Consider the following 15,560-nt stretch of genomic DNA (forward strand, 5'->3'; position numbering starts at 1 on the left):
CACCTGTTCAGTTTGCCGTGGTAATGCCCGGTTGGAATGCTGGCAGATACAAACTCACCGAGGTGCCTTCGCCGGGAACGCTGTCGACACTCACGGCACCATTGCTCTGCTTGGTAAAACCATAGACCTGACTCAACCCCAGTCCAGTTCCTTTACCGAATGCCTTGGTGGTGAAAAAGGGCTCGAAGATCCGTGGCAACACGTTGGGTGCGATGCCTCGGCCATCATCGCTGACCTCCAGGCGCACGAAGGCGCCATGCAAGTCTTCAACCTCACCGTCAAGCCGGCAATTACTGCCCGCCATGCGGATCACCCCCTCGCTATCCATCGCATCACGGGCGTTGAGAATCAGGTTGAGCAAGACCATTTGCAACTGACCACGATCAACTGCGACGTCTTGTAGCCCTTCCTCCAGCTGCACCTGCAGCTCGACGCCTTTAGGCAGGGCATGGGCCAGCAGCAAGCGAATCGATTCGATCAACTCCGACACCTGCACCCGCCCCTGCTTCAACGCCCTGTGCCGGGCAAAGCTGAGCAATTGCTGGGTCATTTGCGTGCCCCGCTCGCCGGCATCGAGGATGTGCTCAAGTAAACGTTGGCTACGCTGCTGATCAGTGCTTTTGAGCGCCAGCTTTGCCGAGGCGATGATGATGGTCAGCAGGTTGTTGAAGTCATGGGCCATCCCCCCGGTCAGTTGCCCCAGCGCTTCGAGTTTTTGCGACTGGAACAACTGCGCGCGCATGGCATCAAGTTGTTGGGCAGCCTCACGGCGATCGGTAATGTCCCGGGTAACTTTCGCCAGGCCGACGATCTCACCGTCTTCAGCGCGGATCACATCCAGCGCCGCCAAGGCCCAGAAGCGCGTGCCGTCTTTGCGTATACGCCATCCCTCATCCTGAGCGACACCGGTGCTCAAAGCTCGCTCGAGCAACATGGCCGGTTTGCCTTCGAGGCGATCTTGCTCGGTGAAGAACAGGGAAAAGTGCTTACCGATCACTTCCTCGGCACGCCAGCCCTTGATCCGTTGAGCCCCGGCATTCCAGGACACTACATGCCCCTGAGGATCGAGCATGTAGATGGCGTAATCCACCACCGCCTGCACCAGTTGCTCGTAACGGCTGGCCTGCATGGTTGGCACATCCGAGCGATCAGAAGGATCCATGGTTGCTCCATGTAAATCGCACACTTGATCAAGCATAGACAGCCAACCTCGTGGGCAATTCCAGTGGACTGCCAATGATTGCCGGCCAAGGCCGCTTCAGCCCCTCCCTGCGGTTGACTCAAATATAGCCATGAGTTATAAAGCACGCTTGATTGCGGAGGAAATGTACATTCTCCAGGGCTTCTATCCCATAGCACGCCCCGGTCGCCAGACCCTTTCAACACTGTGCGAGTGTGGTGGAATTGGTATACACAGCAGACTTAAAATCTGCCGGCGTGAGCCTTGCGGGTTCGAGTCCCGCCACTCGCACCATCTTCTGAAAAAGGCGCCTTCGAGGCGCCTTTTTTGTCACACGTGAATCCCCCTTCCACGGCGCAAAGGCAACAACCAGGTGCTAAGGTGAAATGGCCCCACAACAAAGGAAGGCGGCCATGCGCTATACCCTGTTCGATAATCAGCGTGACGTAATCATTTTGCTTGCGCGCATCCTGCTCATGATTTTGTTCATCATGTCTGGCTGGAGCAAACTGACCGGATTCGACGGTACCGTCGACTACATGACCTCATTAGGCGCCCCCATGCCCACGGTGGCCGCCGGTATTGCCGTGGTGATGGAGTTTTTCGTGGCCATCCTGCTGATCCTCGGGTTCTACACCCGGCCGCTGGCATTCCTGTTCGCCCTGTTCGTCATCGGCACGGCCGTGATTGGCCATCCGTTCTGGAGCATGGTGGACCCGGCGCGAGCTGCCAACAGCGTACAGTTCTTCAAGAACCTGAGCATTTGTGGAGGCTTGCTACTATTGTCGGTAACAGGTGCAGGCAAATTCTCGGTTGATGGGCGCTAGCCCAACGACGGGCACCTACAGGTCATCGAGCGGATCGACGCCTTCGTCCCAGTCGACTTCATCCAGGGCGTCGGCCTGCTCATCATCCTGTGGGTCGAACAACGGGTCGACTTCTTCCTGCAGGGAAGCATCGACTTCATAGAACTCATGATCGAGCAAGTGATCATGTTCAGGCTCGTGAATGTCCAGGTCGTCGTTCATTATCAGTTCCTGCAGCAGCGCTTTTGGCAAAAAGGGACGCTTGTATAAGCCACTGACTTCCAGTCGTCAACGCCAGGGAGCGCCTATGAAATACCTGTTGATCTTCATCGCCAGCCACGCTGCCACCTACTTTGCCCTTGGCGCGATCATCGACTCGCGCCTGCAGATCCTGGCAGAAGACTTGCGCCACTACCCCCATGCGCCCACCCAGGCACAGTACTTTGAAGACGTGCGCTTGCATGCACAGCATTCAAGAATCGAGTACAGCATCGTGCTGGGTACAGTACTGGCATTCATGCTCTCACTGCTGGTTTGGGGGCTGAGCTGAATCAACAGCGCAGACACGCCTGACAACCTAGCCTTGGTGCCGCAACAAAGCGGCATTGGCCTGGCGAACCATCTCCATCCATTCACTGGCACTGACCGACCCCGACCGCTCCAGACGCTCGGCAGCCAGCAACGCCTGGTCATAGGCAGCCTCTTGCAACACGCCATTACCCAAGAAGCTGCTACGCCATTGCACAATAGCAACAGCGCCTTTCTTTTCATCCATTTCCATCCCCAACGAGCACTGATTTCAAGCAGCTGACTGAATTGCCACGCAAGCGGCGGCGAGGTTACACGACCGCAACATCACTGAGAATACTTTTCATTAGCATTTCATCCGAACAAAATCGGTTCAGTGCCAACCTCTTGTCGCCTGCCCTTCAGCTTTGTTGCAGCCCCTCAAATGGATAGCTAATAGTTAGATGTCTGCCTGGGGAGGCACAAAAAATGCAAACAAGATTCGTTATCGTCCCAGCGGTGCCTATCGAGCAGGAATCTTTCCGTGCTGGCACCCGCTTCTACGCTACAACCGTTTCCGGCGGCTTCGACATCTACGATAACCAGGAAAAAGTGCGACTCAAACCAAGCTACCCCGGCAAGGAAGAAGCCATGATGCACTGCACACGGATGAACGCTGAACACAGTGAAAACCTGGCAATCGGTAACGCGTATGTAATCGTGTCATAGCCAAATAACAGCCAGCGCCTGGCGACCCGTTATGTGGGAATCGGGCGCTGGATCAGACGCCTATTCCGCCAGGTAGCAAGAAAAATTACTCTACCGCAGCGAAAATCGCGGAATGATCTGTGGCCGCTATGTATAATATCGGCCGAATTTTGCAACTGACACTCAATCGTATTAACACCTTACGATGAGTGTCGTGCGCCTCCATTTACTGCGCCCCTCGCCGGGCGAACCTCTTGCATCGGGCACGACCCTATCAAGGACGACTCCATGACCCTGTTCAAACTCGTGATGACCGGTATTTTGATCCCATCCAGCGTTTTGGCTGCCGACACGCTCCAGCCCATCGCCACCTGGGCGCAGGAGCCGACGTCGTTCATGGGGGTTGACCTGCAAGGGGATTTCCTCAAACAAGTTGCCGAATGCCCGGCCAACGCGACCACATCGACTACGCTGTGCCGCTCTGCGACGCAAACCCCGGGCCGATACGTAATTCTGGGTACCAACTCCCGCCGCGTACTACTGGGCTACAAACTAGTGGCCCAAGTCGCCAATGGCAAAATTGAAACACTGGAATTCACCGGGCCGTCGAACAGCAGCAGCCTGGTTGCCGAGATGCTGCGTGCCGACTACGGGCCGCCTTCGCAAAGCAAAAGCAACCTGATCAAAACCAAATCAGGCGCCAGCTTTGATAACGAAGTGTTGCACTGGAAAGGCAAAAGCCTGTCGATCAAATCGCAGCGCAACGATGCGGACCTGGGCACTTACAACGTAATGCTCACCACCACACCGATGTCAATCAGTAATGCACAAGGTGCAGATCAAGCTGCCGAACCAGACGTGTCGCAACTGTAAAGCGCACACAACGCTGATCCGGGTTTAGCCTTCAAAGTCCGGGAAAAGAAGCCTGCAGGATCGCCTCGCGCGCCTGCAGGGCGCGCTCCGCAATCACATCCCTTGATGCCGGAAATGCAATTGCCTCCATCAACGACGACCACTTCAGGTAAGCATGGCTGACGGTACGGTACCCGGCAGGCGGGTTCTTGCTTGAGGTGTAGTAGTTGTCAAAGTAATAGCTATCAACGATGGGTACCGAGCGCTTGCTGCAGCCAATCGCCGAACTCTCGCTACGTTCATCCAGGCATCTTTCCAGCGACTTCGACATCAGTTGCACAACATTCTGCTCTGCCGAACGCGTGGGGCTGATCTGCCCGCTGAGCCATTCCTCATGGCTGGGATACCTGGCCCTGTCCTTGGCCCATAGGGCTTCGGCGAACTCCCGCTGCTGCCTGGCCTCCTCTTCTGTCATCGGCTTCCATTTCGGCTGGCAGGCCGACAACGCCATCGCCAAGAGTACAAGTGCAGCAGAACGTGTGAACATATCGATTTCCATGAAGGGTATCTGCGGGCATGGCTGCTTGGTGTTCAGCCAAATGCCCTCCCTGTAAATTGACGCGCTGGGCCTCGCCCAAAGCGGGTCATCCATTATTCCAACTAGACGCCATCAGGCGAAAAGCCTGCAGGCAAAGGTACGCTCGGTACTATTTGCACGTAATAAAAAACCGGCATTTTGGCCGGTTTTCTGCACACCTACCCGCTACAGCGAATAGTAATTGACGACAATCACACGCGCTCTGCAATCTCTTTGATGGCAGAGCGGGCCACCGATTTGTGATCAACGCTTGCGCCACCTCCTTGTACAGTGTCAGCGAAAATCAGCCCTTCTGCGCGCTGTGCAATTTCGTTCTTATCGTGCCTGGCGGCCACCAGAAGCGCTGCAATTGCAATTTCCAACGCAATTTCACGATCAGTCGCCATGTCATCTCCTTACCCCGGCCCCTGTGCCGGCCCCCCATCAATACCCCATCCCACCCCAAATTGCCACCATGCCCCGTCCATGGACGAAAGCGGCATCACTTTTAATGCGTTTCACACGCGGGTCACTTTCGGCGAGGGCAGCGACGAACAAAAGTACTGAGGAAAAGGCCGATAGCGGCAATAAAAAGAAACGGCGATCGGTAAGACGGAATTGCCCAAGCAAAGAGCAAATGACTCAACGCCATCGCCACCGCAAAGAGACGTAGCTGCAGATTGGAAAACCGATTAGTGAATCGCTTGATTGCCTGGTCAAGCACAGTGAGAAAGCTCATGCCGAACGTCCTTATAGGTCAGGCGCGGATTCTACCCCACGGTGCAACCTGTTCAAGGCGCTGAAGCGGCCATCAGCAACTTCAGACTACATTCAGATTCACCATTGATACTCCCCCCATCGAACGATCTCTGGGGGGATTACCATGACCCAGCAAGAATGGAACGCCCTGTTTCCATTGCATTTCGGATCTGTCGCCACACGGCAGGCCTGCCTGATGTTATGCGCCGAGGGCGACGCTGGCCGTGAAGCGCTGGAAGCGTTTATTCACGCGCGTTTCGAATCCACTCATCACGCCAATGTTCATCGCTACTTGCCGCAACTGATCGGACTGCAGGACAGCCACGGTCAACTGATCGCGGTTGCCGGAATCCGGCCAGCCAGCCTGGGCCCACTGTTTCTCGAGCAGTACCTGGACGACCCGCTGGAAAGCGTGGTGTCGCGCCATGCCGGTTGCAGTGCGACGCGGGAGCAGTTGGTCGAAGTGGGCAATCTCGCAGCGCTCAGTGCAGGCAGTGCGAGGGTGATGATCACAGCCATTACTTGGCTGCTAGCGGCACGCGACCTGCACTGGGTGGCATTCACTGCAGCTTCGACACTGGTCAACAGCTTCCATCGCTTGGGGCTGCAGCCGACGCTTATTGCAGAAGCCGACCCGCACCGCCTGAATGGCGAGTTGGCCAGCTGGGGAAGCTACTACGCGCAACATCCGCAGGTGTATGTCGGCAACATCGATTATGGCCATGACGAACTGCAGCGCACCGGCATCTATCAACGCCTGGGTTTCCCGTTGCGAGTACAGGGGGCCGACCATGCCGCATGAGCTGAGCAGTTTTCGTAAGGTGTTGCAGGCCCACGCTGTAGAGCGCGCAGCGCAGACGGCAATACGCGGGGTAACGGGCAACGTGACCTATGCGCAATTGCTGATCGAAGTGCAACGCCGCGAAGCCTGGTTGAACCAGCAGCCCGACGGCGTGTTCGCAATGGCGCTGGAAAATGGTCCACAGGCATTGTTCTGGGATCTGGCGGCGCTGCTGGCTAAGCGTCCCTGTGTGCTCCTCCCGCCTTTCTTCAGCACGGCCCAGCGCGCCCACTGCTTGATGCAGACCCAGGCGACGCTGGTCCTGGCCGATGAAGCACTTTCCGAAGAGTTGCGCGATGCGGGTTTCACGGCGGGCGAGCACTTCTGGGGGCGCCCCTTGGTCGGCGACGCAGGATTGCTTCCCGGCACTGCGAAGATCACCTACACCTCCGGTAGCACCGGGACACCCAAAGGCGTGTGCCTGAGCGCCGCATCGCTGCTGCGGGTGGCGCGGGAGCTGGAGGTCGCAAGCCGCCCGGCTGCACCATCCAAGTACCTGGCCGTGCTGCCGCTTGCCGTTTTGCTGGAGAACCTCGGCATTTACGCGGCGCTGGTAGCAGGAGCCTGTGTCACGCTCTACCCACAAGCACAAATGGGTATCGGCGGCGCGAGTCAGGTCGACTGGAGGCGGTTTCTTGGCGCTATCACGTTGAGCGGTGCCGAAAGCCTGATTCTGGTACCGCAGTTGCTGCTCGGGCTGGTCACCGCCATCGAGCGCGGCATGATGCCAATCGGGCCGCTGCGCTTGGTCGCCGTTGGCGGAGCACGGGTGGCCAGCAGCCTGTTGCAGCGGGCGCAGGCTGTGGGGCTGCCGGTTTACGAAGGTTATGGGCTATCCGAGTGCGCCTCGGTCGTGTGCCTGAACCGCCCCGGCAATCAGCATCCAGGTAGCGTTGGCCGCCCATTGCCTCACACACAGGTACGTATCGCCGAAGACGGTGAAGTCTGGGTCCGCGGTTCGACGCTGCTCGGTTACTTGGGCGAGCCGGCTTTCCGGGGCGAGTGGTGGCCCACCGGCGACCTCGGACATGTCGATCAGGCTGGGTTTCTGTTCCTTGCCGGGCGCAAGAAGAACCAATTCATCACAAGCTTCGGACGTAACGTCAACCCGGAATGGATCGAGGCAGAACTGTCCCAGACCGGGGTCATTCTCCAGGCCTTCGTTCACGGCGAGGGGCTGGCGCACAACCTCGCGCTGCTCTGGCCCATGGACCCGGGCGCCAGCGAAGCGGCCATCGAACAGGCGGTACAACAATGCAATGCCAGGTTGCCGCTGTACGCCCAGGTTCACGCCTGGAAGTGTCTACCCGAGCCCCTGAGCAACGCTGACGGAACCCTCACCAGCAACGGCCGGCCGCGCCGTGAGGAGATCCTGCGCCGCCACCAGGCCCTTATCACCGAACTCTCGCGCCCATGAGGTTTGCCATGATTTTCTTCGACACCCTGCAAGCGGCCACCGCCCAGGAACGCCAAACACTGTTCAGCCTGCCCGTCATTGACGAGGCGTTGGCAGGCGTCGTCAGCCAGGAGGGCTATGTCGCGTTCCTCACACAGGCGTACCACCACGTCCGTCACACCGTGCCGCTGATGATGGCGTGCGGTGCCCGGTTACCCCATCGGCTTGAATGGCTGCGCGGCGCGGTCTGCGAATACATCGAGGAGGAATACGGCCATGAACAGTGGATTCTCAACGACATCGCGGCCTGTGGCGGCGATCCGGATCAAGTGCGCAATAGCCGTCCCGCACTGTCGATAGAACTGATGGTCGCCTTTCTCTACGACCTGATCGCCAGGGACAATCCAGTCGGTCTTTTCGGCATGGTCAATGTGCTGGAAGGCACCAGCATCGCGCTGGCCACCCAGGCCGCCGGCAGCATCCAGCAAGGGCTCGGCCTGCCAGACACCGCCTTCAGCTACCTGAGTTCCCACGGATCCCTGGATCAGGATCACATGGCAACCTATCGCGGGCTGATGAACCGCCTGGATCGTCAGGACGATCAGGATGCGGTCGTCCACGCGGCGAAGGTCGTCTATCACCTGTATACCGAGATGTTCCGTGGCCTGCCTCGGGCCCATCAGGCGGAGGTGCATCATGCGCTTGCGTGACTCGGTGGTGGTGCTGACAGGTGCCAGCGGTGGTATCGGTCTTGAGCTGACTAACCAGCTCTGTGCCCAAGGTGCCCGGGTGCTCGCAGTCAGCCGGCATCCTGGCGCTCTGGCAGATCTCATCAGTCGATACCCCAAGCAACTGCGCTGGTGCTCGGCCGACCTGCGCACCAGCATCGGTCGACAGGACGTCGTCACAGCGGCCTGGGCCATGGGCGGTGTAAACGTGCTGATCAACGCTGCCGGTGTGAACCGCTTCGCGTTGCTCGAACAGATCAACGAAGACATGTTGGACGACCTGATCGAACTCAACCTCAAGGCGCCGTTGAAACTCACGCGCCTGCTCCTGCCGATACTGCGCGAGCAGCCCCATGCACTGGTGGTCAATGTCGGCTCGATCTACGGCTCGATCGGCTATCCCGGTTATGCCACCTACAGCGCCAGCAAATTTGCCTTGCGTGGGTTCTCCGAAGCCCTGCGTCGCGAACTGGCCGACACCACGGTCAACGTGCTCTATGCCGCACCGCGCGCCACACGCACCTCAATGAACACGACGACGGTGACCGCCTTGAATCAGGCGCTCAAGGTGGGAATGGACGATCCCGTCGATGTCGCACGGGCGGTGCTCGATGCGGTGCAAAACCAACGCAGCGAGCTGTACCTGGGCTGGCCGGAAAAGCTCTTCGTACGCCTGAACGGCATGCTACCGAGCCTGGTTGACCGCGCGCTGCGCAAGCAGCTTCCGCTGATTCGTCGCTACAGCGATGCCAATACCAAGGAGCACAGCAAATGAAACGCCTGATTCTTGCGAGTTTGCTCGCTTTCACCCCGCTGAGCTGGGCGCTCGACCCAGCTGGCAGCCAGCACCTCAGCAACATTCAGCAACGCTGGGCGCAAATCCAGTACCAGGTACCCCAAGCACAACGCGCCAGCGCCCTGGAGAAACTGGCCGCCGATGCTGACGCCTTCACCCGCGAGCAGCCCCAGGCCGCCGAAGCCTGGATCTGGCATGGCATTGTCACCAGTAGCTGGGCAGGCGCAACCGGAGGCCTGGGCGCGCTGGGCAAGGTCAAAGCCGCCCGTGCGAGCCTGGAAAAAGCGCTTGCGCTTGACCCCAACGCCTTGCAGGGATCGGCCTACACCAGCCTGGGGGCCTTGTACGATCAAGTGCCCGGCTGGCCCATCGGCTTCGGCGATGCGGACAAGGCCGAAGACATGCTGCGCAAGGCGCTGCAACTCAATCCCGAGGGGATCGACAGTAATTTTTTCTGGGGCGACCACCTGTATCGCCAAGGCCGCTTATCCGAGGCGCGTGCGGCCCTGCAAAAAGCCCTGCTGGCACCTCCTCGGCCGGGGCGTGAGCTGGCTGACCAGGGCCGACGCGGCGAAATTGATGCTTTACTCAAAACGATCAAGGAAAAACAGGGCTGAGTATGCGGCTGCTATTGGTCGAAGACGATCCCGCACTGGGGGAAGGCATCTGCGATGGCCTGCGCCAGCAGGGCTACACCATCGATTGGCTACAGGACGGTGTCAGCGCGCTGCACGCCTTGCAGCACGAAGCGTTCGATCTGGTGGTACTGGACCTGGGGCTTCCGCGCCTGGACGGCATCGATGTGTTGCGTCGGCTACGCACCGGGGGCAATGCGATACCGGTACTGATCCTGACCGCCCGGGACGCCACTGAAGAGCGCATTGCCGGGCTGGATGCCGGCGCCGATGACTACCTGATCAAGCCCTTCGATCTGAATGAGCTGAAGGCCCGCCTGCGCGCGCTGCTGCGCCGTAGCGCAGGGCGCGCCAAGGTAGTGATCGAGCATGCAGGAGTAGCGCTCGACCCGTCTACCCAGCAGGTCAGCTACCTGGGAAACCCGGTGGTACTCACACCGAAAGAATACGTGCTCCTTCACGAGTTGTTATCCCAGCCGGGCAAGGTGTTCACCCGCGAACGCCTCACCCAACTCCTTTATGGCTGGGATGAAGAGCCGGAAAGCAACACGCTGGAAGTAAACGTCTATCACCTGCGCAAGAAATTGTTCAACGAACTGATCCGCACCGTGCGCGGCATTGGTTACCTGGTGGAAGGCAAGGCATGAGGTCGCTGCGCCAACGCACACTTTGGCGGGTCATGCTGCTGCTATCAGTCGGCACAGGGCTGCTCGCCCTGTACAACTACCATGACAGCAGCCACGAGATCGATGAGATCTACGACGCGCAACTGGCACAGAATGCCCGCCTGCTCCAAGGCGTGATGAGCATGCCGCTGGACGACGCGGGGCGCCATGCGCTGTACCTCGCCTTCGACCAGGCGTTGAGCCGTGCAGGCAAACACCGCATCGGCCATCCTTACGAGAGCAAGCTGGCGTTCCAGGTCTGGAACACGAATGGCGAGGTGTTGGTACACACCGCCAGTGCCCCGAGCTTTAGCCGACCGCTGAGCGACCCGGGATTCGCCAACGTCACCATTGCGGGCCGACAATGGCGCAGTTTCGTCCTGCCCGTGCCTGAACATCAGATGGTGATTTGGGTAGGCGAACGCCACGACGTACGTGAAGACCTGATCGAGCGCATCGTGCGCCATACGCTTCTGCCCTTCCTACTCGGTAGCCTGGCCCTGGCATTGCTGGTGTGGATCGCCATCGGCTGGGGACTGCAACCGTTGCAGAACATGGCACGGGTCATCCGCGCACGGCACGCAGAGTCGTTGGAACCGTTGCAGCTAGTGCCACTACCTCGAGAGCTGGAACCCATGCAGGCGGCCCTTAACCGACTGCTCGGACAGATCGACGAACTGCTGCGACGAGAGCACCGTTTCATTGCTGACGCCGCTCATGAGATGCGCACACCGCTGGCCATCCTGCGCCTGCATGCGCAAAACGCACTGGAAGCGAGCAGCGATGCCGATCGCAACAAAGCGCTGGCGTTCCTGCTGGGTGGTGTTGATCGCCTGAGTCGGGTGGTAAACCAACTGCTGACCATCGCGCGAATCGAGCCACAGCTGAGCCAACGCAGCTGGGTGACCGTCGACTTGGCGAAAGTCACGACGGACACACTGGCGGAGCTGACGCCCTGGATTCTGGAACAGGGGCAAGAGCCGTCACTGGAGATCGCCGAGGATGACTTCCACGTGCACAGCGACGCTGGCGCTTTGGCTATTGCCCTGCAGAACCTGGTGGCCAATGCGGTGAACCATTCCCCGCGTGGCGGCCGGGTCAACGTCACGCTGCAGCGCGAGGGAGACACCCTGTTGCTCAGCGTCAATGATCAGGGGCCAGGGATTGACGAGGCAGATCTGCAACGTGTTTTCGAACGCTTTTACAGCAAGGGCTCCGAGCATGGTGCGGGGCTGGGGCTGTCTATCGTCGCCATGATCATGGAGCGCCTTGGCGGCAGTGTAATGTTGAGTAATCTGCCTGGCGGGGGGCTGCGTGCGACGTTGAGAGTCCCACGCTCACCCTGAACACCAACCACGCCGTCGAGCCCCTTTTCCAGCGCCGCCTACAAGGCCTTCATTTCAGCAATATCACGCACCACCTGATCGGCTGAGTGGTCGAACATTGCCTGTTCCTGCGCATCCAGAGGCACCTCGATGACCCGCGCAAGCCCCTGCTCTGCCAACACACAGGGCACACCCATGGCTATATCGGTGCGCCCATACTCGCCCTCGAGTATCGCCACCGTCGGCAAAATGCTGTTTCGGCCATTGGCAATGGCATCTACCATCTGGGCAATTGCCACGCCCGGCGCATCGCAGGCGCTGCCCACCTTCTTCAAACCCAGAATCTCGCCGCCGCCCTGACGGGTGCGCTGCACAATCCGCTCTATCTGCTCACTGGACAGGAAGTGAGACAACGGTATCGAACCGACCGTACAGTAGCGCATCAGCGGCACCATGCTATCGCCATGCCCGCCCAGCACCAGCGCGTTGATATCCCGCGCGGAAAAACCGGTTTCCTCGGCGATGAAACACTTCATGCGCGCGGTATCCAGCACCCCCGCCTGCCCGAACACCTTGCCGCGGCCCAGCTTGCTGAGCGACCAGGCCCGATAGGTGAGGACGTCGACCGGATTCGACACCACCAACACCGTCGCCGCCGGAGCATGTTGATTTATATCCTGCATGATGCCATCGAGAATCGGCAGGTTGATGCTCAACACATCCTGCCGCGACTGCCCTGGCTTACGCGGCACTCCCGCGGTAATCACCACCAGGTCAGAATCATCTAGCAATTGGGCATCGGCGCCGCCGTAAACCCGGGTATCCGAGCCTGACTCAACAGCCGCCTGCCAGATGTCCAGCGCTTTGCCCTGTGCCAAGCCACCCTGCACATCAATCAACATCAACTGACGACAGAACTCTTCCCGGGCAATGATCTGAGCTGCCGCTTCGCCCACAATCCCGGCACCCACGATTGATAGTTTGTTCACCTCACACCTCTGCGCGGTTCGCGCCGCCAGCAACAGGCCGGCCGGTACACAGAAGTATTACTCGCGAATACCAAAAGGCCACCCGAAGGTGGCCAGTGGTAGTTTTATGTGTTTTTTGCCATGCCCCTGCAGTCAGCGCCCCGGACGGCATTTTTCAAAGCGCACATCGCGGGCATCGACCGTTCCGGCCACTGTCCAGCCCAAACGCCGATAAAAACCATTCGCCCGCATGCGCTCATCGCCATCGGTGATCAGGTGAATCACCTCATGCCGCTGAAACAGCGCGTGCTCGGCCTGCTGTAGTAACAGTTGCCCAATCCCCTTACCTTCATGCTGAGGGCGCACGAACAGAGCGAACAGCTCCCCTTGGTCAAGATCGACTATGGCAAAACCGGCAGCCTCCTGCTGCCATTCGGCTATCCAGGCGCAGGGCTGCTTGCCGATTGCTTCGCTGAGCGCCTGCGAAGTGATGCCCAGCTCGTGCATCTGCTCACGCGAAAGATGGTTCTGTTTTACGCTGGTGCGAATGTCAAACAGCAACTCGACATCGCTGGCCGAGGCCAGCCGCAGGGTTGTGGTCATGATCGAACGTCCTTGTAGGTACCCGTCAGCTCAATAGCATACCCCTGTGCGTCGATACACAATGTTTGCCCTATGGGCGTAAGAAACACCTGAGCGATACCTGCACATTGATTTCAGCTCCCCGGTCTCAGAAAAATTCACCAACCATCAGCATCCCCGCCAAACCAATCATGATCCCACCGGACACTCTGCCTACAAGCCGGGCGACGCTTGGACGAGTGCTCAAGGCTCTGTTCGCCCCAAAGCCGACCATTGATGAAAAGGCTCAGAAAGCCAGCAGTGTAGATGGGCTCATGCTGGCACCAGAGCACTGAACAAAAGCGGTGAAGTGTGCATGTTCAACTCAAGATAGAAGTCAACGTTGATGGGATTCCCAATCAGGAATCACTGATGCGTTTGCGTTAAATGGCCAAGGTTTACTTGTGCAGCGAGAGGCCTTTGATGGCCTTGTCGACTGCTTTTTTCGGGCCACGCAAGGCAATACCGACGAAGTCCATATTGGCCGGATCTTCCTCAAGGAAGACCATTCGATTTGCCTCGTCATGACCGGTAGAGAACATGGCGAACACATAAGGGAGCATGGTCAGCTCGCGCTCCAGCCCCACGCGATGAGCTTTCTGGATCTCCTGCAGATTCGCCTCGAAGATCAGCATTGGCTGGCCAGACATGTTTCCGTAGCAATGGCCGTTGGCATCCACATAAGGCTCACCCATGACCTGCGGTGCAGCCGAAGGGATGCCGGTGGCCAGGAAAGCGACGACGTTCATTCGCTGCCACATGGCAAGGTCATTGCGCACGAGAATCGCTACTTTGGTGTCGAACATTGAGTACTCCTTCAAAACTGAACAGTGATGATGGAGTCGTAGGCAGGCTTCAGTCTGTTAGATTTGTGCACAGCCGCTGATAGGTTGCCGGGGTAAGGCGGTACGCGCGCCGGAACCACACGCCCATATGACTTTGATCAGAAAAGCCAACCTCTGCGGCCACTTCTGCGGCGGGCTTGCCAGCGGCCAGCAAGGCACGGGCGGTACGTAATCTCAGCCTGATCAGATAGGCATGCGGGGTCTGGCCGTAGGTTCGCTTGAATTGCCGGGTCAGTCTGAATCGGTCGATACCCGTGTAGTTGGCAAGTTCATCAAGACTGACGTCGGTAGCCATCAGGACATGCAGAAATTCTTTGGCTCTTTCCATGACCGGCACCGCCTCGGCCTTGTCGGACGACTGCACGGGGCGCAGGTGCTTGGAAAGTACGGCCATAAGTGTGTCCAGGCGCTCGTCTCGAGCCAGGCGGCCTTCGTTCTGATGAATGGCCTGGAAGGCACACTGGATCGCACTCCTGAGGTGTACATCGTCGGTCAGGGTGTTGCGAAAGGCAGCGCCGAGTGACGATGCATCGCCCACGCCGAGGCGGTCTGTCATCGCCGATACCCACCGCTGAGATAGGTAGAGCATGCCGTAGGTGAACCCCTCCGGCTCGGGGGCAAAGCCATCATGCACAGCGCCAGGCTCGATCAATATCGATCTGCCTGGTGTACTGGTGTGCGTCGAGCGGTTACAACTGAAACGTTGTACGCCTTGATGCGTAACGCCGACCAACATCTCGTCGTGATCATGGGGATCGTAAGCGTGGCCTTGAAAGTGCGCGTGCACAGTCTCGATGCCGGTCTCCTGATCACGGCGAATGTTGATCCAGTCACTTGAGAACTGGCCATCGGACGGGAGCGTCATGTGGGCACCTATGCTCTGGTCGTCGAGGCTGAGCCAGCGGTTGAAAGGGTCATTGTATCCCTTGGTACTTGGGTGGGTTACTCGGCATATTGAGCAACGCCATTGCCGAACGACCAGTTCTCTCGCCTGACCTCCACCAGGCTGATGAAGACATCCTCCCTGCGTACGCCTGCCTGTTCGTTGAATGCCTTGGCCACGGTTTGGTAGAGCAGTTTCTTCTGCTCGACCGTACGGCCTTCGTTGAGCGTGATCTGGATGAATACCTGAGCGTCCGAACGCGGGATACCCAGGTATTCGGGATCATTCACCAACCGGTCGTGGTCGTGCTCGGTGAGTACCTGGAAGTTGTCATGCTCAGGCACGTTGATCGTGTCGCGCATGGCCTGGTACACGATCCGGCCCAGCGTCTTGATGTGTTCTGGATCGGGGTGTTTTCTGATGTCGATGCGAACCAACGGCATGAATAGCGCTCCTGCTCAGGGCCGC

At 58.8% G+C, this 15,560-nt stretch carries 22 protein-coding genes and 1 tRNA gene; 12 read left to right on the plus strand and 11 right to left on the minus strand.

The features are described 5' to 3' along the window. Positions 1–7: 7 nt before the first annotated feature. Positions 8–1,162 (minus strand): two-component system sensor histidine kinase NtrB, encoded by a 1,155-nt coding sequence (locus ACVWSC_RS17405; RefSeq protein ID WP_442108083.1) that lies wholly within the window; start codon positions 1,160–1,162, stop codon positions 8–10. Between the two features lie 227 nt (positions 1,163–1,389). Here ACVWSC_RS17405 and ACVWSC_RS17410 point away from each other — a divergent pair. Together ACVWSC_RS17410 and ACVWSC_RS17415 are read left to right on the plus strand one after the other, a co-directional pair. Continuing rightward, positions 1,390–1,474, plus strand: a tRNA-Leu gene (locus ACVWSC_RS17410). Between the two features lie 119 nt (positions 1,475–1,593). Then, entirely contained in the window at positions 1,594–2,007 is a 414-nt protein-coding gene (locus tag ACVWSC_RS17415) for a DoxX family protein (RefSeq protein ID WP_442108085.1), read from the plus strand. 15 nt (positions 2,008–2,022) lie between these two features. On the opposite strand, the gene ACVWSC_RS17420 is transcribed toward ACVWSC_RS17415, so the two are convergent. Then, positions 2,023–2,208, minus strand: a complete 186-nt coding sequence (locus tag ACVWSC_RS17420; protein ID WP_442108087.1) for a hypothetical protein — start codon at positions 2,206–2,208, stop codon at positions 2,023–2,025. 85 nt (positions 2,209–2,293) lie between these two features. Between ACVWSC_RS17420 and ACVWSC_RS17425 the strand changes: the two genes are divergently transcribed. Then, positions 2,294–2,536: a hypothetical protein gene (locus ACVWSC_RS17425; protein WP_442108089.1), complete on the plus strand. Its 243-nt coding sequence runs from the start codon at positions 2,294–2,296 to the stop codon at positions 2,534–2,536. A 27-nt stretch (positions 2,537–2,563) separates the two neighbouring features. On the opposite strand, the gene ACVWSC_RS17430 is transcribed toward ACVWSC_RS17425, so the two are convergent. Beyond that, positions 2,564–2,761: a hypothetical protein gene (locus tag ACVWSC_RS17430; RefSeq protein ID WP_442108091.1), complete on the minus strand. Its 198-nt coding sequence runs from the start codon at positions 2,759–2,761 to the stop codon at positions 2,564–2,566. 221 nt (positions 2,762–2,982) lie between these two features. On the opposite strand from ACVWSC_RS17430, the gene ACVWSC_RS17435 reads away from it, so the two are divergent. Continuing rightward, a complete protein-coding gene (locus tag ACVWSC_RS17435; RefSeq protein WP_442108093.1) occupies positions 2,983–3,222 on the plus strand; it encodes a hypothetical protein in 240 nt (79 codons plus the stop codon). 267 nt (positions 3,223–3,489) lie between these two features. Next, positions 3,490–4,074 (plus strand): hypothetical protein, encoded by a 585-nt coding sequence (locus ACVWSC_RS17440; RefSeq protein ID WP_442108095.1) that lies wholly within the window; start codon positions 3,490–3,492, stop codon positions 4,072–4,074. A 31-nt stretch (positions 4,075–4,105) separates the two neighbouring features. Here the strand turns inward: ACVWSC_RS17440 and ACVWSC_RS17445 are convergent, their stop codons facing one another. From ACVWSC_RS17445 to ACVWSC_RS17455, 3 genes are all read right to left on the minus strand, one after another. Then, positions 4,106–4,612, minus strand: coding sequence for a hypothetical protein (locus ACVWSC_RS17445; RefSeq protein WP_442108097.1), 507 nt, complete (start codon positions 4,610–4,612; stop codon positions 4,106–4,108). A 230-nt stretch (positions 4,613–4,842) separates the two neighbouring features. Beyond that, the gene (locus ACVWSC_RS17450) at positions 4,843–5,037 is read right to left on the minus strand and encodes a hypothetical protein (protein WP_442108099.1); all 195 of its coding nucleotides are present in this window, start codon (positions 5,035–5,037) and stop codon (positions 4,843–4,845) included. A 122-nt stretch (positions 5,038–5,159) separates the two neighbouring features. Then, entirely contained in the window at positions 5,160–5,369 is a 210-nt protein-coding gene (locus ACVWSC_RS17455) for a hypothetical protein (RefSeq protein WP_442108101.1), read from the minus strand. Positions 5,370–5,513: 144 nt separating this feature from the next. Between ACVWSC_RS17455 and ACVWSC_RS17460 the strand changes: the two genes are divergently transcribed. The 7 genes from ACVWSC_RS17460 to ACVWSC_RS17490 are packed head-to-tail and all read left to right on the plus strand — an operon-like array spanning position 5,514 to position 11,796. After that, the gene (locus ACVWSC_RS17460; protein WP_442108103.1) at positions 5,514–6,191 is read left to right on the plus strand and encodes a thermostable hemolysin; all 678 of its coding nucleotides are present in this window, start codon (positions 5,514–5,516) and stop codon (positions 6,189–6,191) included. Beyond that, on the plus strand, positions 6,181–7,647 hold the full coding sequence (locus ACVWSC_RS17465) for an AMP-binding protein (RefSeq protein WP_442108105.1): 1,467 nt from the start codon (positions 6,181–6,183) through the stop codon (positions 7,645–7,647). The genes ACVWSC_RS17460 and ACVWSC_RS17465 overlap by 11 nt, the downstream gene beginning before the upstream one ends. 8 nt (positions 7,648–7,655) lie before the next feature. Further along, positions 7,656–8,336 (plus strand): TenA family transcriptional regulator, encoded by a 681-nt coding sequence (locus ACVWSC_RS17470; RefSeq protein ID WP_442108107.1) that lies wholly within the window; start codon positions 7,656–7,658, stop codon positions 8,334–8,336. Continuing rightward, positions 8,323–9,129 (plus strand): SDR family oxidoreductase, encoded by an 807-nt coding sequence (locus ACVWSC_RS17475; protein WP_442108109.1) that lies wholly within the window; start codon positions 8,323–8,325, stop codon positions 9,127–9,129. Before ACVWSC_RS17470 ends, ACVWSC_RS17475 begins: the two co-directional genes overlap by 14 nt. Beyond that, positions 9,126–9,767 (plus strand): tetratricopeptide repeat protein, encoded by a 642-nt coding sequence (locus ACVWSC_RS17480; RefSeq protein WP_442108111.1) that lies wholly within the window; start codon positions 9,126–9,128, stop codon positions 9,765–9,767. Before ACVWSC_RS17475 ends, ACVWSC_RS17480 begins: the two co-directional genes overlap by 4 nt. Before the next feature lie 2 nt (positions 9,768–9,769). Further along, on the plus strand, positions 9,770–10,432 hold the full coding sequence (locus ACVWSC_RS17485) for a response regulator (protein ID WP_442108113.1): 663 nt from the start codon (positions 9,770–9,772) through the stop codon (positions 10,430–10,432). Continuing rightward, positions 10,429–11,796: a sensor histidine kinase gene (locus ACVWSC_RS17490; protein WP_442108115.1), complete on the plus strand. Its 1,368-nt coding sequence runs from the start codon at positions 10,429–10,431 to the stop codon at positions 11,794–11,796. Before ACVWSC_RS17485 ends, ACVWSC_RS17490 begins: the two co-directional genes overlap by 4 nt. A gap of 38 nt (positions 11,797–11,834) precedes the next feature. Here the strand turns inward: ACVWSC_RS17490 and ACVWSC_RS17495 are convergent, their stop codons facing one another. The 5 genes from ACVWSC_RS17495 to ACVWSC_RS17515 all read right to left on the minus strand — a co-directional run bounded on the left by ACVWSC_RS17495 (position 11,835) and on the right by ACVWSC_RS17515 (position 15,535). Continuing rightward, positions 11,835–12,764: a malate dehydrogenase gene (locus ACVWSC_RS17495; RefSeq protein ID WP_442108117.1), complete on the minus strand. Its 930-nt coding sequence runs from the start codon at positions 12,762–12,764 to the stop codon at positions 11,835–11,837. 132 nt (positions 12,765–12,896) lie between these two features. Then, positions 12,897–13,346 (minus strand): GNAT family N-acetyltransferase, encoded by a 450-nt coding sequence (locus ACVWSC_RS17500; protein WP_442108119.1) that lies wholly within the window; start codon positions 13,344–13,346, stop codon positions 12,897–12,899. Positions 13,347–13,762: 416 nt separating this feature from the next. Then, on the minus strand, positions 13,763–14,170 hold the full coding sequence (locus tag ACVWSC_RS17505; RefSeq protein ID WP_442108121.1) for a DUF2000 family protein: 408 nt from the start codon (positions 14,168–14,170) through the stop codon (positions 13,763–13,765). 49 nt (positions 14,171–14,219) lie between these two features. Continuing rightward, positions 14,220–15,074 carry an AraC family transcriptional regulator gene (locus ACVWSC_RS17510; protein WP_442108123.1) on the minus strand — a complete coding sequence of 285 codons (855 nt, stop codon included), beginning with the start codon at positions 15,072–15,074 and terminating at the stop codon, positions 14,220–14,222. Between the two features lie 77 nt (positions 15,075–15,151). Beyond that, the gene (locus ACVWSC_RS17515; RefSeq protein ID WP_442108125.1) at positions 15,152–15,535 is read right to left on the minus strand and encodes a tautomerase family protein; all 384 of its coding nucleotides are present in this window, start codon (positions 15,533–15,535) and stop codon (positions 15,152–15,154) included. Between the last annotated feature and the right edge of the window lie 25 nt (positions 15,536–15,560).

It is taken from the genome of Pseudomonas sp. NUPR-002 (genome assembly GCF_056322725.1).